This is a genomic window from Methylotenera mobilis JLW8 (genome assembly GCF_000023705.1).
Lineage (GTDB): Bacteria > Pseudomonadota > Gammaproteobacteria > Burkholderiales > Methylophilaceae > Methylotenera > Methylotenera mobilis.
The window spans coordinates 1510995-1532284 of record NC_012968.1; the positions used below are offsets into that span (position 1 = coordinate 1510995).

At 44.5% G+C, this 21290-nt stretch carries 22 protein-coding genes; 7 read left to right on the plus strand and 15 right to left on the minus strand.

Going from position 1 to position 21290, the window contains the following annotated elements; translation table 11 throughout:
• Positions 1 to 57: 57 nt before the first annotated feature.
• Positions 58 to 2775, minus strand: a complete 2718-nt coding sequence (gene glnE / locus MMOL_RS07005; RefSeq protein WP_015832319.1) for a bifunctional [glutamate--ammonia ligase]-adenylyl-L-tyrosine phosphorylase/[glutamate--ammonia-ligase] adenylyltransferase — start codon at positions 2773 to 2775, stop codon at positions 58 to 60.
• A gap of 135 nt (positions 2776 to 2910) precedes the next feature.
• On the opposite strand from glnE, the gene acs reads away from it, so the two are divergent.
• The 7 genes from acs (at position 2911) to MMOL_RS07040 (ending at position 8435) form a co-directional block, all read left to right on the plus strand.
• Entirely contained in the window at positions 2911 to 4887 is a 1977-nt protein-coding gene (acs, locus tag MMOL_RS07010) for an acetate--CoA ligase (RefSeq protein WP_015832320.1), read from the plus strand.
• 286 nt (positions 4888 to 5173) lie between these two features.
• Complete coding sequence (locus MMOL_RS12140; protein WP_148207852.1) at positions 5174 to 5641, plus strand: hypothetical protein; 468 nt, start codon at positions 5174 to 5176, stop codon at positions 5639 to 5641.
• A 523-nt stretch (positions 5642 to 6164) separates the two neighbouring features.
• Positions 6165 to 6635, plus strand: a complete 471-nt coding sequence (locus MMOL_RS07025; RefSeq protein WP_015832323.1) for a hypothetical protein — start codon at positions 6165 to 6167, stop codon at positions 6633 to 6635.
• 66 nt (positions 6636 to 6701) lie between these two features.
• Positions 6702 to 7157: a hypothetical protein gene (locus MMOL_RS07030; RefSeq protein ID WP_015832324.1), complete on the plus strand. Its 456-nt coding sequence runs from the start codon at positions 6702 to 6704 to the stop codon at positions 7155 to 7157.
• Between the two features lie 91 nt (positions 7158 to 7248).
• Positions 7249 to 7500: a hypothetical protein gene (locus MMOL_RS12145; RefSeq protein WP_015832325.1), complete on the plus strand. Its 252-nt coding sequence runs from the start codon at positions 7249 to 7251 to the stop codon at positions 7498 to 7500.
• 255 nt (positions 7501 to 7755) lie between these two features.
• Positions 7756 to 8034 carry a methyltransferase family protein gene (locus tag MMOL_RS12315; protein ID WP_420794745.1) on the plus strand — a complete coding sequence of 93 codons (279 nt, stop codon included), beginning with the start codon at positions 7756 to 7758 and terminating at the stop codon, positions 8032 to 8034.
• 194 nt (positions 8035 to 8228) lie between these two features.
• Positions 8229 to 8435: a hypothetical protein gene (locus MMOL_RS07040; RefSeq protein ID WP_015832327.1), complete on the plus strand. Its 207-nt coding sequence runs from the start codon at positions 8229 to 8231 to the stop codon at positions 8433 to 8435.
• 120 nt (positions 8436 to 8555) lie between these two features.
• Here MMOL_RS07040 and MMOL_RS07045 read toward each other — a convergent pair whose 3' ends face one another.
• The 14 genes from MMOL_RS07045 to MMOL_RS07110 form a co-directional block, all read right to left on the minus strand.
• Positions 8556 to 9038, minus strand: a complete 483-nt coding sequence (locus MMOL_RS07045) for a hypothetical protein (protein WP_015832328.1) — start codon at positions 9036 to 9038, stop codon at positions 8556 to 8558.
• A 115-nt stretch (positions 9039 to 9153) separates the two neighbouring features.
• On the minus strand, positions 9154 to 9573 hold the full coding sequence (locus MMOL_RS07050) for a hypothetical protein (RefSeq protein ID WP_015832329.1): 420 nt from the start codon (positions 9571 to 9573) through the stop codon (positions 9154 to 9156).
• 427 nt (positions 9574 to 10000) lie between these two features.
• On the minus strand, positions 10001 to 10519 hold the full coding sequence (locus tag MMOL_RS12255) for a hypothetical protein (RefSeq protein WP_015832330.1): 519 nt from the start codon (positions 10517 to 10519) through the stop codon (positions 10001 to 10003).
• Between the two features lie 188 nt (positions 10520 to 10707).
• Entirely contained in the window at positions 10708 to 10950 is a 243-nt protein-coding gene (locus tag MMOL_RS07060; RefSeq protein WP_015832331.1) for a hypothetical protein, read from the minus strand.
• Between the two features lie 93 nt (positions 10951 to 11043).
• Positions 11044 to 12264 (minus strand): LytR C-terminal domain-containing protein, encoded by a 1221-nt coding sequence (locus MMOL_RS07065; RefSeq protein WP_081433022.1) that lies wholly within the window; start codon positions 12262 to 12264, stop codon positions 11044 to 11046.
• A 99-nt stretch (positions 12265 to 12363) separates the two neighbouring features.
• Positions 12364 to 13302 (minus strand): type II secretion system F family protein, encoded by a 939-nt coding sequence (locus MMOL_RS07070; RefSeq protein WP_015832333.1) that lies wholly within the window; start codon positions 13300 to 13302, stop codon positions 12364 to 12366.
• A 25-nt stretch (positions 13303 to 13327) separates the two neighbouring features.
• Positions 13328 to 14296 carry a type II secretion system F family protein gene (locus MMOL_RS07075; RefSeq protein ID WP_015832334.1) on the minus strand — a complete coding sequence of 323 codons (969 nt, stop codon included), beginning with the start codon at positions 14294 to 14296 and terminating at the stop codon, positions 13328 to 13330.
• A gap of 9 nt (positions 14297 to 14305) precedes the next feature.
• Entirely contained in the window at positions 14306 to 15664 is a 1359-nt protein-coding gene (locus MMOL_RS07080; RefSeq protein ID WP_015832335.1) for a TadA family conjugal transfer-associated ATPase, read from the minus strand.
• A 72-nt stretch (positions 15665 to 15736) separates the two neighbouring features.
• Positions 15737 to 16912: a CpaE/TadZ family protein gene (locus MMOL_RS07085; RefSeq protein ID WP_015832336.1), complete on the minus strand. Its 1176-nt coding sequence runs from the start codon at positions 16910 to 16912 to the stop codon at positions 15737 to 15739.
• A 21-nt stretch (positions 16913 to 16933) separates the two neighbouring features.
• Complete coding sequence (locus tag MMOL_RS07090) at positions 16934 to 17443, minus strand: TadE/TadG family type IV pilus assembly protein (RefSeq protein ID WP_041928750.1); 510 nt, start codon at positions 17441 to 17443, stop codon at positions 16934 to 16936.
• A gap of 21 nt (positions 17444 to 17464) precedes the next feature.
• Entirely contained in the window at positions 17465 to 17938 is a 474-nt protein-coding gene (locus tag MMOL_RS07095; protein ID WP_015832338.1) for a TadE/TadG family type IV pilus assembly protein, read from the minus strand.
• 2 nt (positions 17939 to 17940) lie between these two features.
• Positions 17941 to 19332 (minus strand): pilus assembly protein TadG-related protein, encoded by a 1392-nt coding sequence (locus MMOL_RS07100; protein ID WP_015832339.1) that lies wholly within the window; start codon positions 19330 to 19332, stop codon positions 17941 to 17943.
• 36 nt (positions 19333 to 19368) lie between these two features.
• The gene (locus MMOL_RS07105; RefSeq protein ID WP_015832340.1) at positions 19369 to 19701 is read right to left on the minus strand and encodes a hypothetical protein; all 333 of its coding nucleotides are present in this window, start codon (positions 19699 to 19701) and stop codon (positions 19369 to 19371) included.
• Positions 19702 to 19711: 10 nt separating this feature from the next.
• A complete protein-coding gene (locus tag MMOL_RS07110; RefSeq protein ID WP_015832341.1) occupies positions 19712 to 21253 on the minus strand; it encodes a type II and III secretion system protein family protein in 1542 nt (513 codons plus the stop codon).
• Positions 21254 to 21290: the final 37 nt, after the last annotated feature.

Sequence of the window (21290 nt, forward strand, 5' to 3'; positions counted from 1 at the left end):
TTACAGTTTACTTAATAGCTCAGCGCCGCATTAAGCAGAAACTTCGCTTACCAACACCTAATTGCCGAATACCTGATGCCATAACGCCGTAACATTAGCTATTTGTGCAGCAATCTCACCCTCTTGAATATTAAGCTGACTAGCGCCCTGTAATTTAAGCATGTGCTGTAAATGGCGGTACTCTCTATACGCAGCGGCTACACTTTCTGCTAATGCCGTATCTATAATGTTTAGCGCTCCCATCTGCTTTAGCAAACCAATATTGCCGATATTTACCGTCAGCACTGGGTAACTAGGCGCATGCAATAGCACCAGATACTGCACCAAAAACTCCACATCAATAATGCCGCCAATGCCATGTTTTAAATCAAACATGCCTTCGCTCGCATGCTGGGCTTTACGCATTCTTTGGCGCATAGACAACACTTCAGCCTTAAGTACAGATGCATCTCGTGCTTGCGTCATGACCTCGGCACGAATGGCATCAAAAACTTGGCCAATTGCAGCGTCACCAGCAACAAAGCGCGCGCGCGTTAAGGCTTGATGCTCCCATACCCAGGCTTTGTTCAGTTGATAGTCTCTAAAAGCATCGACTCTACTCACTAGCAAACCACTATTACCATCCGGGCGCAGTTGTAAATCGGTTTCATAAAGCAGCCCAGCCGAAGTTAAACTGTTAAACCAGTTATTGATACGCTGCGCAAAGCGAGCGTAGGCCTCGCTGGCTTCTGGGGCTTCGTCATCATATAAAAATATAATGTCTAAATCTGAGGCGTAACCTAACTCTTTACCCCCCAGCTTTCCATAACCAATCACCGCAAACTTAGGCACATCTAAATGTTTGCCACGCACGTTAGGCCATATCACCTCTAAGGCTACACTCAGAATCAAGTCAGCTAATGCACTTAGATAGTCTGAAATAGTTTCTAACTGGAGCTCACCATTAATATCCTGCACCGCAAAGCGAAAGATATAAGCATGCTTAAAATGGCGCATCACATCCATTTGTCGCTCCACATCGCCTGTTACCTCTGCCAATCTTTGCAACAGTTCAGTACGCATCGCCACAAAGTCAGGCGCAGCATGCAATGTGCGGTCATCCAGCAACTCATCCAACAATATGGGGTGACTGGTTAAGTAGTTCGCAAGCCACGGGCTACTGCTGCACAATTTAACCAACAACTGCATCGCTTGCGGATGCTCAGCCAACAGCGCTAAATAGCTGGCGCGCCGACAAATGCTCTCTAGTAGATCCATTACACGCGTTAACGTGATATCTGCATTGTTCACCTTGCCAGCCTGTGAAATCACATGCGGCATCACCGCATCAAAACGCTGGCGGCTTAGCTCTGGCAATTGTTTGTACCGGCTGCTTTGATGCAAAATATTTAATCGGCGATAAGTTTCACCGGCCTCGGTAAAGCCTATTTGATACAAGCTCTCAACGGCTTCAGCCTCCCCCACTGATGCATTCCAAACAGATTTTTCTGCTTCTAGCACATCATCAGCGGCCTCTGCGTCATTAAACGTAGCGTCAAAATGTTGCTGCACTTGTGCGCGATAATGGTCTAACTGATGCAAGAATACTGACCAGTTTTCATAATTCATAGCCTTGGCAACACGTGCCTTAGCTTCGTCTGACTTAGGCAGTTCTTGTGTTTGCACATCATCCACATACATTAAGCGATGCTCTAGGTTTCTTAAAAACACGTAGGCTTCGCTCAACTCGGCTACCGTTTGCTCAGGGAGCAGCCCTTTGTTGCTTAATAAGCGCAGCACAGACAATGTAGGCTTGATTTGCAAACTGACATCTCGCCCACCGCGTATCAACTGAAACACCTGCGCAATAAACTCAATCTCGCGAATGCCGCCACGTCCTAGCTTGATATTGTCATGCATACCTTTGCTGTTCACGTCACGTTGAATCTGTATTTTCAAGTCGCGCATGCTGGCAAACGCGCCAAAATCCAAATATTTGCGGAACACAAATGGTTTTAATAAGCGCGACACGGCATCCCCACCCGTCACTTCACGCCCTTTAATCCAAGCGTAGCGCTCCCACTCGCGCCCATTGTTCTGATAGTAATCTTCTAGCGCATCTAGATTGCAGACTATGGCGCCTTCTGAACCAAATGGCCGCAAACGCATATCTACGCGAAACACAAAACCATCCTCGGTAATTTCATCAATCGCGGCAATTAATTTTTTGGCCAAGCGTGCAAAAAAGTCCTGATTACTGATTGATTTGGCGCCCTGTGTTGCTCCGTCTGACTCATATGCAAAAATCAAATCAATATCAGATGACACGTTAAGCTCGCCACCGCCTAGCTTACCCATCCCAATCACAATCAATTGCTGTTGTTTGCCTTGTGCATCAACAGGCTGACCGTAAGTGGCGGCCTGCCATTCATGCAGATATTTAATTGCGGTATTAATCGCACATTCAGCCAACTGCGAGGTGGTCGTCATCACTTCTTGCAAGTCTGCTAAACCATTCAAATCTCTCACTATCATCCGAGCCATAACCCGGCTACGCAGTAAGCGTAGAGACTTTTTTAAACTATTTTCATCAACAATTTGCTGTGCCGCTAAAAAATTCTGCATCTCTTCCAACAGGTACATTTGCTGATGATTTTGTAACGAATCTTGCAGTAAAAGCGCATCTTTCCTAAACAATCTTTCTACAAATGGACTACAAGCGACTGCATGCAATACATAAGCCTCATCACTAGCAGGGGCGCGGTTTATGGATAATAAATTATCGAGTGTTAGCATAAGATTTTTTCATGTAATATGGCATAGTTACACATACGTAACTAACTTACTTTTAATGGTTATCTATCTTTTATAAGTTATATAACTTTGAACCAAATTATAAACGGGTCACAAAGATTTAAGGGGATTTTAAGCATGTCAATCGAATCAGTTCTTCACGAAAACCGTGTATTTGAGCCAAGCGCAGAATTTGTTAAAAATGCGAATGTCTCAGGCATGGTGGCTTACAATCAGCTCTGCGCAGAAGCCGCCGCTGATTATGAAGGTTTCTGGGCAAAGCTCGCACGGGAACTACTGGTCTGGAACAAACCTTTCACCAAAACCCTTAATCAAGATAACGCCCCTTTCTACAAATGGTTTGAAGATGGCGAGCTTAATGTTTCTGCCAACTGTTTAGATAAACACTTAAACACAATTCCGAACAAAGTCGCCATTATTTTTGAAGGCGATGATGGCAACACGCAAGAAGTCACCTATAAAGATTTATACCACCGCGTTTGCCAGTTTGCAAACGGCTTAAAAAAGCTAAACCTTAGCGTAGGTGACCGCGTCATTATCTACTTGCCGATGGGCATTGAAGCCGTAGTCGCCATGCAAGCCTGTGCGCGTATCGGCTTGATTCACTCTGTGGTATTTGGCGGCTTTTCAGCCAAAAGCTTAAACGAGCGGATTATTGATGCCGGTGCAAAAGCAGTAATCACCTCTGACGGGCAGTTCCGCGGTGGCAAAACACTACCATTAAAATCAGCCGTCGATGAAGGCATTACCATGGGCGGCTGTGATGTGATCGAAAAAGTAGTAGTACTAAAAAAAACCGGACTAGACATTGCATGGAACAGCAATAACATCTGGTGGCATGACCTGATTGCAGACGTGACTGACACCTGCGAACCAGTGATGGTAAGCGCAGAGCATCCATTATTTTTACTCTATACCTCCGGCTCAACAGGCAAGCCAAAAGGCGTACAGCATAGCTCAGCTGGTTACTTGCTCCATGCCATGAACACCATGCGCTGGACTTTTGATATTCATGAAAATGATGTGTTCTGGTGTACAGCAGATGTGGGCTGGATTACCGGCCACTCTTACGTAGCTTACGGCCCACTGGCGATGGGTGCTACACAAATTATTTTTGAAGGCATCCCAACCTACCCTAATGCTGGCCGCTTCTGGCAAATGATAGAAAAACACAAAGTCTCTATCTTTTACACTGCGCCAACCGCAATTCGTTCATTGATTAAAGCTTCTGAAACTACACCAGAAGTAGCCCCAAAAAATTACAACTTATCCAGCTTGCGCCTGCTTGGTTCAGTAGGTGAACCAATCAACCCTGAAGCTTGGATGTGGTACTTTGAAAACGTAGGCGGCGGCCGCTGCCCAATTGCCGACACCTTCTGGCAAACAGAAACCGGCGGCCATGTCATTACACCGCTACCAGGCGTCACACCGCTAGTACCGGGTTCATGCACCCTGCCGTTCCCCGGTATTGATATTGATGTAGTAGATGAAACTGGTAAAAACGTGCCTTGGGGCACTGGTGGCTTATTGGTGATTAAAAAGCCATGGCCATCAATGATTCGCACTATTTACAACGACCCAGAACGCTACAAAACCAGCTACTACCCAGTAGACTTAGGCGGTAAGATTTACCTAGCTGGCGATGGCGCGATCCGCGATGCCAAAACCGGTAACTTCACCATCATGGGCCGCATTGATGACGTGCTCAATGTATCTGGCCACCGCTTAGGCACTATGGAAATTGAATCTGCATTAGTGGCTAACCACTTGGTTGCAGAAGCTGCTGTAGTAGGCAAACCTCACGATGTAAAAGGTGAGTCTGTTGTTGCCTACGTTGTGCTAAAAGGCCCACGCCCAGAGGGTGACGAAGCGAAAAAAATCGTTGCAGAACTGCGCGAATGGGTAGGTAAAGAAATTGGCCCTATCGCCAAACCAGATGAAATCCGCTTTGGTGACAACCTACCAAAAACCCGCTCAGGAAAAATCATGCGCAGACTATTGCGCACACTTGCAAAAGGTGAAGAGATTACCTCAGATATCTCAACACTAGATAACCCGGCTATTTTGGAGCAATTAAAAGAAGTCGTTAAGTAATAAAGATGGGTGGATGCTTTGCTGTATCCGCCTATTATCATCATAATTTAATCACTTTTTTGAACTAGCCTAAGCTGTATTGATGGTTTATCCATGTAGGTGTATTTTTCAAACGAGTAATAATTTTAAATTACGTAATTAATCTAATAATAATTAATAACTTAAAAAATATAATGATTAAATATAAATACAAAACTTCACCAAGTTATACACCTAAATTGGTGTCTACTTCACGTTGTGCATATCCAATATAAGGCGATATACAAATAAGAAAAATTACAATCCAATGCCAGAATTTATCACCTACATTATTACTAACCGCTACATCGTTATCGGCTCTATTTTGCTTGCCTGTTTTGTCGGCTACGTGGCTTACCTTAACTTCAGGCTCAATGAATTTAACACCGCTTCCGCCAAGTTCCGCTCCGCTATCATTGCCGAGCTTGGCACTCTCTACCCTATCGCTACTAACTGGCCTAAAAACGAGGACGCTTTCTTCAAAGCCGCTTTCCCTAACATGCAAGCCGCCGTTACTGAGTTTCGTCATTTCGTCCCCTGCTATCGCCGCAGGGCTTTTGATAATGCTTGGCTGCGCTACTACTGTGCCTATCCCGAACGCAAGGAAGAGTGCTATCACCATTACATGGCAAGTTTTGACCCAAGCGTTGATACTCAAGAAATTGCAACGGCTAGAAGAAATAAAACATTTCATGCTAACGTCTCCAAACTTTTATCCTTTGCAGGTAATAAGTAATGTGTTTGCACAACCCCTCATTCAAGTTGGACGCGCTAAAGCGCGCCCTTTATGTCATACGTTGTGCATCAAAGAATTGGTAAGCGTTGCTCTTTGGTTGTATGTGGGTTCACCGCCACAAACAATACTCTGCGCAGAGTAGAGCAACGCAAACCCCACGAAGCTTGCTACTTCGTGGCAGGTGGTCAAGAGGGGCAAGCCGTTATCGGACGTAAACCGAGAAAAGACCTCGTAACCACCAACCAACACTCCCTTAATGGCGAGTGCTGGGCGCTCGGCGCTCGCTCTTTCAAAGGTACATCCAATGATAGAGTTTGCGTTTTCGGTGAAAATCAGCACAAAGCAACTAATCAAGCTTTGCAAAGTTTTGGTTCAGTTGTTAGTACTGTTGCTACTCACCTAACTATAGTGTGGCGGGGTTTATTCCTCGCCCCATCTGTAGTTTTATTTAAGGTTGCTATGCACAACCCATCAATCAACATGGACTGGCTAAAGCCAGCCAGTTATTTCAAACGTTAGAGCCATGGAACAATTGCTAACTATTATGAAAGATTACACTGCAATAGTTGTTGCCTGTGTTGCAGCATCTGTATCTATTGTGAGCTTAGTGTGGAGCACTCGTCTTAATGAAGGGCGTGACCGACGGAAAGTCCTCTGGGAAAGAGAACTTAATCGCTTTTCAGAGCTTGAAGATACTGCAGGTAGACTTGTTGAAGATTTACTTTCTTTCAACATTCGTACAGAACAAGAGCGCTCAGAGGCTCTTGAAAAACTCCATGTGTTGCGTGGAGCAACTGGGCGCTTTCTTCGCTATCCAAAAATTGCGGCTGCTCTTCGAGAAATAAACCACTCAGCGGGTTGGTACATAGCTAAAGATATGAAACATGAAACTAAAACTGAATTTGAGGAAGCAAGAAATGATGTTTCTTCTAGCTTCAGCAAGCTTATTGTCGCTATTGATGAAACACTCAAAAATGCGTCTAATAGGCTCTAACCCATCATTCAAGCGGGACGCCTAACGGCGCCCCTTAATTCAAACGTTGGGCATTACAAATAAATCATGAGTGAACTAAACAGCTCTCAATTCATAATTGCCGAAATCAATAAATTTTTTGCAGTATTGGCAAAAATTCATGCAGTAACTTATATACTTGTTATCGGTTCACTAACAGCAGCTCTTTATACATATATAGCAGACCCTCAGATCCATAAAATTTGGCTCAAAAAAATAGGTTACGCAGGAGTTTTTACACTAATTGCTTATTATCCTATTACCAGATGTTTTTATGAAAAATATGAGTTGGGGCGTAAATATTTACCTACAACTAATTCTGGGTGGGTAGTCAAGGATACTTATTTCCTTACAAAGATTAACAGCAACATAACACGCTCTAAAAAATTTTTAGGTTACATATACGTTGTAATCAAAATTGCACATGCTAGTTTTATTGGCTTCTTATTGTTTTTAATAGCATTGCTATGGGTAAAGAAAGCCTTAGGGTTTGTAGCATGGTAATAAAAGGGCCGTATTTACAATCCATGCCCAACCCATCCATCAAGCGGGACACGCTAAAGCATGCCCCTTATGTCAAACGTTAGGAATCGACTTGGGTACTGCTTTAGTTATTTACATTTTCGTGAGCGGAATATTAGGATTACCAAGGTCACTGATATCAATTCCAGTTTTTGGTTTTGGTTACTTAATTACTGGCGGTGCAGGCGGCTCATCAGGAGCTATGAGTGAACTCATATTATGGGTAACATTATTGTCAGTCGCTGGAGTAAATACATATGGCATGTCAGTTAATTTTGGTTCAAAGCTTCCTCCATCCGAGAAAAGTAATGAAAAAGATTCCTAACCCATCATTCAAGCGGGACGCCTAACGGCGCCCCTTAATTCAAACGTTAGCGACATATCTATGAATAGCGATTCACCAAAAACTGCAGAAATCATTGCCCCTCCCCCGTTTCTATATCTCACTACCCTTTTTATTGGGTTCGTTTTTCAAGTTTTTTTGCCTCAGCCAATTCTCTCATCAACTCTTGTCTGCCGAGAGGTCGGAGTGCTTCTGTTTGTCTTAAGCAGTTTTTTAGCTCGCTGGTCGTTTATTACAATGCGTAAGATTGGGACATCTGGCAATCCTCGCGAAACTTCAACAGCACTAGCGATTAACGGGCCATTCCGCATATCTCGGAATCCAATTTATTTGGCAATGACAGGAATGTATCTAGGAATATCATTTTTCACCAACTCTTTATGGTCTTTGGTGTTGTTGGTGCCACTCCTCTCTGTCATGCATTGGGGCGTTATTTTTAGAGAAGAACGTTATTTGGCAAAACAGTTTGGTCAAGCGTACCTAGAGTACAAATCTATGGTTCCGAGATGGCTATAATTTTCGCTAACCCATTATCCAAGCGGGGCAGCCTAAAGGCTGCCCCTTGTATCTTACCAACAACTCAGAGATGGACTTTTAGAATCAATTCAAGAAGAAAACCTGAATGCATTTAAGATGAAGTATGAAACACTTGCAACCACAGACCGCGCTGAGCTAATACGCGGCAAGCAAGATACAGGCACGCCTGAACCATGAAAAAAAGTATTATATTGTTAGCCGCTGGAGTATTGGTATCGCTCACCGCACTAGCTGCACCCGCAGCTTGGTACAAGTGGAAAAGCAGGTTAAATAGTGAAGTGTGGTGTACGCAAATCAGCCCCGGTGATGGCTGGGTACTAACCAGTGGGCCATACAAAGACGCGCACTGTAAGATCGAAGGACGCCCCGGTAAGCAATAACTAGAGGCGCAGAACACATTTAGCTCGCATAGCCACAACTTTAAGGGCTAGCCTCAAAGCCACGGCCATGGAGGGAATCAGCTCAGCTTACGTGATATGCGAACTGCCGCGGTGATGGAACTACTCTGCCATGCGCCACCAAAATATTAGTTTGGAGTGTTTCTTTTTGCTGACGCTAACTAATTGCGTTTTAACCACGCCGTTATACTCAGCACTTACTTGATATTTGCCTTGCGGTAGATTTGCTAAAAAATAAGGGCCTTGCGTATCAATATCCAGCACGGTATTTTTGCTGCTATCAATAATCTGTAGCTTCACCTCGGATAAATACTCTTCTAAGGCGCCAGATTTTTCCACAAAGACGATTTCTAGTGCGTAATTCTTTGCGTTACCGCGCATGGCAACAGACTCGGCCTTGCCGATACCACCCGTGAGGTAAGTAACATCACCTTCAGTAACAGGGGTCACCGCACTCATATCAGGCTCTGCGGCGTCTTCAGGAATCATTTCTTCCGGCACGGTCGTGTAAGCATATGTAGTCGTAGCGGTTAATATGCTTACCAGCACAGCGGCAGCAATCAGAATATGCTTTAAATAGCTCATTGATGTTCTCCTTATTAATATTAAAAGCAATTAGAGCTTACAACAATTTATATCATAGGCACATGCCTTTAAGATGACATGTTTGCCGCAACACGATCAATAAGGTCAAACCCAGTTAAACGACAGAATATTGAGTCCCAGCCGGGCGAAATATCACTCTTAAATAATGCTTACCATAACACTCTACCTCATTAAAAAATAAGGCACACGCTATATGCTCGCCCTGCATATCGACAACATCAAAGTGATATCCAATGTGCGATAAGTAGCGTAAATTCTGGTTAATCTGGCCACCTTCTGTAATTGCCATCCCTGACAATTGCGGCAGTATCGTAGATACGTGACGCCATCTGAGTTTATCTACCGAGCATCCAAGCAGCTTTGTAGCATCCTTACTACAACTCCTAATCATACCGTTATCGTAAACAGTCAACTCCGGCAGATTCAACCCAGTGTTCTCATAATCCTCATGTTTGTTTAAAAGATCACTAGGCATCATGTTTTTCAGCTGATATACATTGGATGATGTATTCATTGTATCGTCTCCGTTTGTAGTGCTACCAAGTCATTACCTTGCGCCCAAGTCCAAACCCATGAAGCTCCGTCGTGAAACGTGCAATCACGGCAATACGTGCTGCTTATCTGTTTTGTGTGATGTTTTTTCTATAGATAAAGTTCCATCTATAGATGTTTGAAATGTATATTGAGTATCTAGCTTTGATAATTTGCTGAGTAGGGGCGTTATCCTTACTTTAATGGTTTCTTTTATAAGCACCATAAGCCCCTAGATTTAAAAGCGTTAAAAAAATCAAAGGCACCACTAAATTAAATGTTGCAACCAATCACTTATTTAGTGTTGCCTCTGTACGTGTGCTAATTTAACCCGATTCAGATATTTGGTACATACGGGTAAACACGTAAGTATTAAGCCTACAAGGTAAGTAAGAGTAAAAACGCTATGGTTAATCACCTAAATCGTCAATTGCATCAATCACCATACCAGTGCCCACCGCAATTAATAGAATATCTGCAGCCACTCTGACATAGCGATGGCCAGCAGGTGGAACTCCCAGTTCAACCACGAGCCTTGGCGGCAAATCATAATATACAACGTCTCTAGGCAGAGGAGAACCTACCCTCCACTTCTTGGCCTGCCCTGGCGGCATGCACCCGTTGTGCTTTTTAGCTAACCCTGGCGGACAAAATCCTGACCGGCGATTACCATCATAATAGTCATGTACAACAGTGCGCTGCCTATCGCCAAAACGTAGGCTGACACTCACATTGGTATCACGACCATCATTGTAGCCACGGTCGCGGCGCTCATAGCGATCATCGCCGTAATCTCTATCTTGCTCCTCATAACTTTGAGATTGCTTTCTTGCAAATGCAGGTTGAGGGTGAAGTACAGCAACAGAAAGGACGACGCCCAGTAATAAAATATTAAGGGCATCACTTAGTTTTAAAACAGACACTTTCATCACAAACCTCCTATCTCTCTTATCGTATCTATCTGCACTACAACTTAGACTATCATCTAGACACTTAAAACATACCCTCTAGAGGGATAAGGCACATCGAGATGACACAATCAGCATGCTCTAAAATACTGACTTGTCGCCAATATTTCAGAACACGCCAAATAGTGACACAGCACAGCTAAAAATAATTATTCAGCTGCTGCCGCAGGTGCGGCTGGCGCTGCAGGTACGGCTGGGGGTGCCTTGCCGCCTTGTAGCGCCTCAATTTTTTGATTCACCAACAAAAGCTCCGTTTGCGTCATGTACAGCAGTTCACTATTTCGCTTAACGCCGACAATCGCCACCACTAATGCCAATAACGCTATCACAAAAGCTGCAGCAATCCAGGTGCCTTGTCTTCCTGGTTCAATCATATTGTCCATATTAGCCATGTTTCACTCCCTTAAGTTATCAAGTTAAACAACATAACACCTGCCCTGCACTACACAACCAACTACTACAGCAACATTGATATCACACGCCCGTTAAGTTTTAGGCTTGTTCAATGTTAAAGCCAACTGAGTTTTATCTTGTTTAGTGCCAAAATATGCAACATGTGTACGCATATCATTACCTAGCACTACTCTCACGCCAACATCCGCACGTAGATCATTACGCTGAACTAAGTCTGGAGAGTCAGGTAAGCTATCTTTCAAAACTTTAGCTTCATCATGGTGCCCATCTCGATACTGAATTTGTGATCTTTTCACGTTAAACGGTTTTTGGTTAGTTAACCTTGTCACTTGGTAGCCTTGCCCTAATAAGAATTTACCTACTTGGCCAGCCATCCCTGTCACACCATTACCATTAGAAACCTCTACGTGTGCTTGTTTCCAATTTACCACCACAGCTTCCTCAGCTTGTTGCATAGGCATCGCGCTCAATTGTTGTGACTGTAGCTCAAACACATTGGGCGCCACCTGCACTAAGGTAACACTGCTATCTACTACTGGCACTGCTCCAGGTAGTGGTGCTGACCGGACAACCCCTTGGTTTTTAGGAAGCACAAGCTCTTGTACATCAGCCTGAGGTGCGATCACTTTGGGCGTGCTCACTTTTGCAGTAAAAATCTCAGAAACATTGGTGGGTTTTGCCTCGCTTTGGTCGGCGGCATGTTCTTGTGCTAATGCATTTTGTACAGGAGCCTCAGCATCAGCAGCTTTAGCTTCTACACTGATTGCCTGAGTAAAGGCCTGAACAGACTCACCCTGACTACCTGATTTAGCATAGGCCATGCCTAAATTATTAAGTGCACGGAGATTAGTTGGGTCCAGCGTAGTGGCTTGTTTTAGTGTAGCAACCGCTTCGGCGTATTGTCCCTGTAAGTAATAGGCATAGCCCATATTGCTATATAAATGCGCGGCGGCTGGTGCATAATTGAGTGCTGACTTAAATGCCTCGATGGCCTTTTGGTACTTACCATGTTTTGCATAAATCACACCTAATCCGTTGTAAGCCTCAACAAAGCTTGCATCAGCATAAATGGACTTCTGATAAGCCTCTATCGCCAGTTCATCACGTCGCTGCCCCTGGTAATATCGGCCTAGCTTGTACATCGCATTTGCACTGGCTTGCGCGTTGCTTGTTTTAACATTAGGGCTAATCGCCCAAGATGGTGCCTCACTTACCTGCTGGTTAGACGCACATGCACTGAGTATTGCAACACAGCATGCCATAGGTAAGATTTTGCGTTTGCTTTTCATCATTCACCTCCAACCGCTACTTAAGCTAAAACTTCAATGAATAACTTAACTGACTATAATTAACCTAACTTATCCTACTTATAGGTTGATCGTCTGATCAACTTACTGCCCGGCGAGCGTTGGTAACAAAATATTGTGTATGTTAATAAATGCAGGTCCCAACAACACTAGCAACATCGACGGGAAAATAAAGAAAATAAGCGGAAACAATAACTTAACTGCAATTTTTGCCGCAGCCTCTTCGGCTAACAAGCGGCGTTTGGTGCGTAAGCTATCCGCGTGAACCCTTAATGAATCTGAAATATTGGTACCAAAACGATCTGACTGAACCAGCATCGCAACTAAGGTATCAACTTCCTCTACACCAGTACGCAAGGCCAGATTACGCAAGGCCCTTTCACGTGAGCTACCGGCGCGCAACTCCAGATTAATTAAATGCAGCTCTTCTCCAAGTGTCGGACTTCTTACGTGCATTTCTTCCCCTACCCTAGCGAGCGCAGCATCTAACCCCAAACCTGATTCAACGCACACAATAATCAAGTCAAGCGCATCAGGAAAGCTCTCGAATATTTCACGTTTGCGGCTATCAATACGATGTGACAACACGGCGTTTGGCAGAAAATAACCAATCGCTGCTAATAGAATCAGCATCATCATCAGATTATTAGGCTTAACTACAGAGCCGGAAATAACAGTGTATAAAAGAAACAAACTTGGCAATGCTAAGGTCAAGATAGTTTTAGCCGCAAAAAACAAGATAGGCACGCTGGGGCTACGTAAGCCTGCATTCATAAAACGAATGCGAAGCTGTGAATGCTCCCACCCTTCCTTAGGCAAAGACAGCTTGGCAATTGGCCCAGTTAATTTAACAATACGACTGATCCAGACTGGTTCATCATCGTTTTCGTCTGGCTTATCATCTTTTAATACCTTCAATCTGGCCCCTAAAGGGCTGGTACTAAACTGGCCAATAATGACCATCGCTACAACAAATACTGTGATAAAAATAAGAACCAGATAAATTATTTGAATTGTGTTCATGATGTTCTCACTTATTTAATCTGTATCAGACCCTAATTTTGATAATCCGCCACATCACAAAAATACCAAAAACCATCAATATTAGCGCTATGATGACCATTTTCAGACCATTCGGATCTGTCCATAGTATGCTCAGAAATTTAGGATTCACTAGCTGCAGTACCGCACCTAATGCAAATGGCAACAATGTTAGAATCCAAGCCGACAAACGCCCCTCCGCTGACAACACACGCACAGAACCCAGTAGTTTCAAACGAGCTCGAATCAACTCACTGATATTCCCCAAGAGCTCGGCCAAGTTACCACCAGTTTCACGTTGTATCAGCACTGCAATCACAAAATAACTGACATCGGTACTTGGTACACGTTGGATTAAGTTCATCAACGCCTCTGATGTTGGAATACCGTAATTGATTTCATCAAACACAATGCGGAACTCAGAAGCAATCGGCTCTGGCATTTCAGTACCTACCATCTGCAATGCACTAGGAAAAGCATGCCCAGCCACCATCGCACGCCCCATTAAATCCAGCGCACTTGGCAATTGCTGTTCTATCGTATTAATGCGTTTTTGCTTAGCACTGAACATGTGAAGCAGCGGCAAGCATGCTGCAACGGCCGCAACGATGATAGACACCAATACATTCGCACCAAAATACAACGCTATTGCGAAACCAACTACTGCGAACATCAGACAAATACCCAGAAACTTTGCCACACTATATTGAAGCCCTGACTGTAAAAGTGCTTTATCTAGCTGTTGTATCCGTGGCACTTGTTGCAACATACTGGCAACACCTGGTGTATTGGCAAGCATGCGTTGTTTAACTAAGGTGCTTTCGTGCTCTTTGCCAAGCGTCATTGCCTCTAAGCGTCTTTCAATGCGTTTTGCTTCTGGCCCCTTGTAAGCGTTCCAAGCCAAGTACGCGCCTTCTAAAAATAGCACTACCGCCAAAAACGCTAATATTGCAAATAAATAGTAGAGATAGTCCATATTAAGCTCCTACTCATACAGTTTTGTCGGGTCGAACAGGTTGTCAGAAATTTGCACACCATGCACCCGCAAACGCTCAATGAATTTTGGCCGTATACCTGTCGCTTTAAAATGGCCTTGCACCACCCCTTTTTCAGACACACCAGTTTGCTCGTAAACAAAAATATCCTGCATGGTAATCACTTCACTTTCCATGCCGGTAATTTCTTTCACACTGGTAACCTTACGCTGACCATCGCTCAATCTGGTGATGTGAATAACGGCAGTCAGCGCAGAGCTAATTTGCTCGCGCATCGCTTTGGTTGGCAGGTTAAACCCAGCCATCCCCATCATGTTCTCCAAACGAGTTAAAGCATCACGTGGCGTGTTGGCGTGTACAGTCGCCATTGAGCCTTCATGGCCGGTATTCATCGCCTGCAACATATCTACCACTTCGGGGCCACGCACCTCACCGACGATAATACGGTCAGGACGCATCCGCAAACTGTTTCTCACCAGCATACGTGGTGTTACTTCACCTTTACCTTCAATGTTGGGGGGGCGAATCTCTAAGCGCACGACATGTGGCTGTTGCAGTTGTAACTCAGCCGCATCTTCAATGGTGATAATGCGTTCAGTTTCTGGAATATAGCCAGACAGCACATTAAGCAAGGTTGTTTTACCTGTACCAGTACCACCAGAGATCAAGATGTTCACTTTAGCTTTGACTAAACCCTCAAGCACCTCTGCCATTTCTGGTGTGAGGCTTCTGTTGCGTAACAGGTCGTTCATCATCAATGGTGTGATTGCAAAACGACGAATCGAAAGAATCGCACCATCTACCGCCAAAGGCGGAATCACTGCGTTCACACGAGAGCCATCTGGTAAGCGTGCATCGACCATCGGGCTAGATTCATCCACCCGCCGCCCCACGCCTGAAACAATCTTATCGATAATTTTCAGTAAGTGTGCCTCGCTTTCAAAACGGACATCACTCAGTTCCAGCTTACCTTTGCGTTCAATGTAAATCTGGTTATAAGTGTTAACTAATATGTCGGAGATAGTTGGATCAACCATCAAAATTTCCAACGGCCCTAACCCAAGTACTTCATGTTGGATATCACGCACTAGATTCATGCGCTCTATATCATTAATGGCCACAGCCTCTTCTGTAAGCAGCCGCTCCACTAGCGTTTTAAGCTCGGCCGTTAGCAGCTCGGGTGGCATGTTTTCCATCATAGAAAGGTCAACGCGATCAAGCAGCTTACGATGAATTCTTGACCTCAACTCCTGATACATTTTATTACCCATCAAACCATCGGTCTGGTTGCCCTGCGGTTCCAACACCGCATCTTTTTTTACATCTTCTAATCGATCACGTAATGACATAATTAAATTCCTTCCTTAATTCAGCATTTATTCTTATCAACATCCCGTCAATCGTGCATGCCGCAACCTCGTTCAAAGTGATGCATGATGTAGTAAATTGTCTAGCCAGCCAGACTTTTTGGCTTTAGAAACTTCGACTAAGCTTTCTGCAACCTCCTGTAAAGCTTTAGTCACAGCATCATGCTTAGCTATTTTTAAGATAGGAACTCCTTGGTTAACAGATGCAGATACTGCTAAATAGCTGTTCGGTATGGTTTTATAGACTTTCATACCTAGCGCGGTTTCTACATCAATTAATCGGATATCACCACCTTTTTCATGCCGATTAAGCATGATATTAATTTTTTCTTTTGCATAACCCAGTGAGTGAAAAGCATGTAGTAGCCGTTTTGAATCACGGATAAAAGGCAATGTTTCTTGCAATACGATAAATATCAAATCTGCATAATCTAATGCTTTAACCCCAGTGGCATTCAACGTTCTACCTATATCCATTACAACAAAGTCAAACTCTGACGTTGTCAATTTAAGTAACGCATCAATATGTTCTGGCTTCACATCTTGTGCTGACTCAGCATCTTCTGGTGCAGCCAACACACTAAAGTTTGGCAAAATATGTACCATAGAAGATTTAAGAAATGAAGCATCTAAGCGCCTGATATTCTTGGCTACATCTGCGAGCGTATTGGATGGAACATGATCATTAACAAACAATACAGCATCACCAAACTGTAAATTTAAATCGAGCAATGCCACTTTAACGTTGCTGGTTTCAGCCAAAATATAAGCTAGATTACACGCTAGAAAAGTAGCCCCACTCCCCCCTTTACTGCCAACAAATGCAATAACCTTACCTTTTTTGTTTTTTTGTGAAGATTGACTAAGCTTAAGCTCAACCCTATTCACAGCCGCTTGTAAATCACTGGTCTGCAACGGCAGACTAAGTACATCTTTCACCCCGCTGCGCATTGCAGTCATTAAAAACTCTGATGATGCATTTTGCGATAAAAGGATAATAGCCATATGATTAGAGCGAAGACTGATGCCCTCTAAAATACTAAGGTTGCCGTTCTCTACACAAATACTGTCAATAATCATTAGGTCTGGGCGCTCAACCTCTACCATTTGCCCTAAATTACTAAACCCATCTCCAAAGACCAAGGCGTGTTTAGACGAATCTATCCCCTTAATGCTTAGTAGAACCTCTTCTCGCAACACCTTGTTAGGCGAAATCACTATTATTTTCATTTTTCTGCCGCCATTCTTATTTTATGAACCGGTATAACCTAAACTCTCAGCTGGCATCGTGACTGTAGATGCCGGAATCGGCAAATTCAGAAACGGAAACAGCCCAACCATTGGTGCATAATTTGCGCCAATAATAGAAACCTGTACTAATGCAATACAGCCTGCTGGACCTGTTAAGCAAGCCGAAATATTGTCTGAGGCACTTAAAGGAAATGGGCTAGGCACAGCACCACTGGCGGTCAAATATTGAATATCAATATTAGCTGCCGTAATCTCCGCACCGGCTGGTACTGATGCGCCACCAAAGAGTGCCAATATTTTTGCTGGACTAGTGTTGGAGTTATCCACCCATCTAACCACTGCCTCACGTGCTGCATGACGCGTCACCTCCTGCACGGTGTTATAGACATAAAACAGACGCCCAAACTCCAAAATGCCAAACAGTATGGTAAATAACAGTAGGGCAATAATCGCAAACTCAACCGCTGCAGCGCCTTGCTGCCGTTGTCGTTTGCTGTAACTTTTCATCATCTTAAGCATCATCAATTCCCTTCAATGCATGTACCGCATAGCAGTAAAAGGCGATAGCGTTGTAGCCCAGGTCGTTGACCCAACTGGCAGAAAGATTGGAATTAACCCACCAATCGTAATGGGGTAAGCATTAATCGCAACGATGACATACACTGGTGTGTCGCAATTTGGCTCGCAGGTCACTGTTACGTCTGCTGATGTAAAGCTTGGCACTTGTGCCTGTGTTGCCGCGTTCACCACCATAGTTTTTGCTTGATCTTGCGTTGCAGTATCAAGCGCAACCAAAGCACTGACTCTAGTATTAGATAGGTATCTCGCCCCGTCACGCGTGGCTTTGGTTAAAGCATCGTAGTACCAGAAAGCTCGGCCAAACTCCACAATCCCTGCCACAAACATCAGCAATAACACCAATAGCAGGGCAAACTCTATAGCTGCAGCGCCTTGCTGCCTTGCTAGCCCCAGCCTACTGTTAAATTTTAGTTGTGTGATTTTCATGATTATCTGTAAAGCTTAATATCACTCGTTGGTAAAGGAGTTGGTAACAATCCACCAAACTCAACGAAAACATCTTTCGCCGTCGGAACAGACCTTGTCTGCATCAGAAAGCGGCCTACCCCCAGCACGGTAGCTGGCCTACAAACACCGCCGGCAGTAGTGCAGTCAATAATCACCATATTCAGCACCCTACGTCCTTGTTTACCCGGTTGGACAGACACAGGCGGCGCTGTAAAGAAGTTTCCGCTCCCTTGTGCATAGGGCGATGGCTCTGGGTAAGACGTAGCCGTATTACCTGGGTATAAAGTTGGCCACTGTGCTACCGTTGCACCAGCTCTGCGAAAGCCAGACCACAGCACACCGTAATCTGTGCCTGATGCTGCTCTTAAACTGTAAGGTACTGGTTTACATGGGGCGCTTGGTTTACATGCACCATTGGTCGCTCTGTCCACAAACAAAATGCTTTGTTTGTCGGGGTCTGTTCCCATCCAATCCCTAGGTGCACCCACTCCTGTATTGCTATAAATATACTCTTTGACATTGGTATCAGGCGGAGCAGTAGCTACGTCACATTTGTTTTGAGGTGTGTAATCACCAAACCTTGAGTTAAGTGCGGCCAATTGTGGAACAGATACCCCAGTATTGGTGTTTACTGTATCGCCAATAATCGGTGTAAAACCAACTTTGCCTGTACACACGTATGGCAACGTTGCATTGGTACTGATTACAGGGCATACCCCAGGGGCATTTGACTCAGGATCAATCCAAAACAAGGTACCTGGGCCAAGCGGGTTAGCGTATTGGACATTATAAGAAACACCGCGCTCAAACCCTAACTCATGCACAGTACCCGGATCTGGCTGCTCACAGATAGCAATCGGGGTAATGTCTACGGCATACTTACCAGCAACTGCCATACCGAATGTCTGTGTAGTATTTGCCACTCCAGGCAATACCTGAATAAACCAAGTATTGATCGTGCGTAAGCCTGTATCTACTTTTAAAAACGTCTTATCCCCAGCCAAGGCATCTGTGGTAACCGAGCTAATTGGCACCATACAGCCATCGCTTGGGCAACTACCTACCCACATATTGCTGGCATTAACAGTAACTGCAGTACTATTCAGATTGAAGTTATTTTTACCTGCTGCTTCAATCGCTCTGGTAATCGCGCTATTAATGCCTGTTACCTTTCCATTAAGCTCTCTGGCACCACTGAGCGAAGAGGAGTCTGCTGCATTTTGTAGTTCAGTTTTAGTCACATAAAGATGACCTAAATCCAACACCAAACCCAACATACCGACGAGCAACACCAAGCAGATTGCAACGATTAACGCTACCGCACCTCGCTGACGTTGCATGCCGTGCGTATTACATTTTATATGCTTGCTCATGTGACTCTCCTTCGTTGCCCAGTAGGCGCCAAAGCCTTACCTTGTCCCGCTATTACTTGTACTACCTGTTCCAGAACCCGTACCACCGCTATTGCCAACGCCAATCGTAAACACGTTGGTAGTGACAGGTGGTTGAGAAAAGGATTTGTGGTAGCGATCTATCGCAGCATCTGCAGCCGCACCATCCACACCAAACACTGCTTCATTAGTTGTTGATGCATCAGGGTTAATTGTCTGCTGCGCTCTTGCCGCCTTCACCGCTTCCCCAAAATGCTCATCCAACACAGGTGTCTTGCTAGTTGCACAACCTGCCAGAACGGAGGATGCAATCAAGGCAGATAGAATGTATTTGATTGTTAAAGTGTGCATGACTATCTCCTTATTTCATTTCAAAGCCATCTTTAGCACCACTTTGTTCCGGCGCTGCAGTATTAGGCTGACTTTGTGCTGGGCTTTCCTCTGTTGCTGGCTCTGCTGGTTTACCTTCTAACTTACCGTTCAAGAAAAACTCTGCTTTGCTTGGTGGGGTAAATTTATCAGTAGGTAACGCAAAGTCAGGTGGTAGTGGTTTAACCAAACGTGGTGTTATCACGAATAACAGTTCAGTCTTATCTTCCTGGAACGAACTGCTACGGAACAATGCCCCAAGAATTGGAATCTCCCCTAATATTGGGAAGCGGCGAACGTTTTCTGTCACGTTGTTTTTGATTAAACCGGCAATGGCAAAACTTTGACCATCACGGAGTTGCACAGTAGTAGCGACACGTCTAACCGTAAAGGATGGAAACACACTACCACCCACTGTAGTACCGCCTTGATTAAGCTCAGAAACCTCAGGCGCCACTCTTAAGTTAATCATTCCCTCTTCTAGCACGGTAGGCGTGAATTTAAGACCAACACCAAAATCACGCTCTTCTAAGGTAAGCACATTAGAACCACCACCTGTATTACTCTGTGGCACAGGAATAAAGATTTTACCGCCAGCTAAAAAGCTGCCCTCTTGACCACTAATGGCAATAATATTTGGTTCAGCTAAAATCTTAACGACACCATCTTTATTTTCGGCGTCAACCTTAATCGCCGTATTGCCCTTGGTAATAGTCAACAAACCACCTGGTGACAATGGATCTGCCCCTGTCAAACTCAAAAAGCCGGAAGCAATTGCATAGGCTACACCGCCATTACTACGAGATGCGCCAAACGATGCACCTAGCTTATCTAACAGATTTTTTGACACTTCAGCCATTTTCACCTCAAGCATCACCTGTTGCGGTGCTGCTACTTGAAGCATATTAATGACTTTCTTGTCTTTATCTTTGCCGCCATATGCTTCCGCTAGCGCCATGGCTTTATCGGCTTTCACCGCATCACTCACGGTACCACTCAGCACTAATGACTCGGCCGCAGTACTGACTTTAATACCTTTTTCATTAGGCATGATTTGTTGCAGTTTAGTTTGCAATGATGCCGCATCCATCGCTGTGGCCGCAGCAACCACCCTCACATCCATCACCGCAGACTGACCAGATTTATCCAAGATAATCACCATAGTCGAGCCGATGGTTTTAGCATGCAGCACCACCTCTCGAGGGCTGGTCACATCTACCTGTACAATCTTGTCATCATCTACTTTCACGCGTTGCAAGTTCACGCCGGCAGGCAACCTCACCAGATGCGACTGCCCTAAAGAGAGCTCAACGCTAGGCACAATCTCCGTAGAAGACGGTGTAGGTCTTGCTGCTACTTTTTTAGGCGTTACCGCAGCTACCAAGATATTCTGCATATTCGCTTGCGGCTCAGCTGCATGTAGCGGTGCTATTGAAAGTAGCGTCACGCCTAGCATAGCCGCCAGAAGATTACTGACACAGTACCTTAATTGACTGTGTAAAAACTGATCACGTTTGATCTTGTGCTTGTTCATCTCATTTCTCCCTGACAATATGCCGTTTCTCTTTCAA

Bases quoted from the DNA above. Each gene is read 5' to 3' on its own strand.
- MMOL_RS12140 (WP_148207852.1), top strand. From the start codon at position 5,174: ATGCCAGAATTTATCACCTACATTATTACTAACCGCTACATCGTTATC.
- MMOL_RS12255 (WP_015832330.1), bottom strand. From the start codon at position 10,519: ATGAAAGTGTCTGTTTTAAAACTAAGTGATGCCCTTAATATTTTATTA.
- MMOL_RS12315 (WP_420794745.1), top strand. From the start codon at position 7,756: ATGCGTAAGATTGGGACATCTGGCAATCCTCGCGAAACTTCAACAGCA.
- MMOL_RS07060 (WP_015832331.1), bottom strand. From the start codon at position 10,950: ATGGCTAATATGGACAATATGATTGAACCAGGAAGACAAGGCACCTGG.
- MMOL_RS07065 (WP_081433022.1), bottom strand. From the start codon at position 12,264: ATGATGAAAAGCAAACGCAAAATCTTACCTATGGCATGCTGTGTTGCA.
- MMOL_RS07075 (WP_015832334.1), bottom strand. From the start codon at position 14,296: ATGGACTATCTCTACTATTTATTTGCAATATTAGCGTTTTTGGCGGTA.
- MMOL_RS07025 (WP_015832323.1), top strand. From the start codon at position 6,165: ATGGAACAATTGCTAACTATTATGAAAGATTACACTGCAATAGTTGTT.
- MMOL_RS07040 (WP_015832327.1), top strand. From the start codon at position 8,229: ATGAAAAAAAGTATTATATTGTTAGCCGCTGGAGTATTGGTATCGCTC.
- MMOL_RS07045 (WP_015832328.1), bottom strand. From the start codon at position 9,038: ATGAGCTATTTAAAGCATATTCTGATTGCTGCCGCTGTGCTGGTAAGC.
- acs (WP_015832320.1), top strand. From the start codon at position 2,911: ATGTCAATCGAATCAGTTCTTCACGAAAACCGTGTATTTGAGCCAAGC.
- MMOL_RS07105 (WP_015832340.1), bottom strand. From the start codon at position 19,701: ATGCACACTTTAACAATCAAATACATTCTATCTGCCTTGATTGCATCC.
- MMOL_RS07030 (WP_015832324.1), top strand. From the start codon at position 6,702: ATGAGTGAACTAAACAGCTCTCAATTCATAATTGCCGAAATCAATAAA.
- MMOL_RS07095 (WP_015832338.1), bottom strand. From the start codon at position 17,938: ATGAAAATCACACAACTAAAATTTAACAGTAGGCTGGGGCTAGCAAGG.
- glnE (WP_015832319.1), bottom strand. From the start codon at position 2,775: ATGCTAACACTCGATAATTTATTATCCATAAACCGCGCCCCTGCTAGT.
- MMOL_RS07080 (WP_015832335.1), bottom strand. From the start codon at position 15,664: ATGTCATTACGTGATCGATTAGAAGATGTAAAAAAAGATGCGGTGTTG.
- MMOL_RS07090 (WP_041928750.1), bottom strand. From the start codon at position 17,443: ATGATGAAAAGTTACAGCAAACGACAACGGCAGCAAGGCGCTGCAGCG.
- MMOL_RS07110 (WP_015832341.1), bottom strand. From the start codon at position 21,253: ATGAACAAGCACAAGATCAAACGTGATCAGTTTTTACACAGTCAATTA.
- MMOL_RS07085 (WP_015832336.1), bottom strand. From the start codon at position 16,912: ATGAAAATAATAGTGATTTCGCCTAACAAGGTGTTGCGAGAAGAGGTT.
- MMOL_RS07070 (WP_015832333.1), bottom strand. From the start codon at position 13,302: ATGAACACAATTCAAATAATTTATCTGGTTCTTATTTTTATCACAGTA.
- MMOL_RS07050 (WP_015832329.1), bottom strand. From the start codon at position 9,573: ATGAATACATCATCCAATGTATATCAGCTGAAAAACATGATGCCTAGT.
- MMOL_RS07100 (WP_015832339.1), bottom strand. From the start codon at position 19,332: ATGAGCAAGCATATAAAATGTAATACGCACGGCATGCAACGTCAGCGA.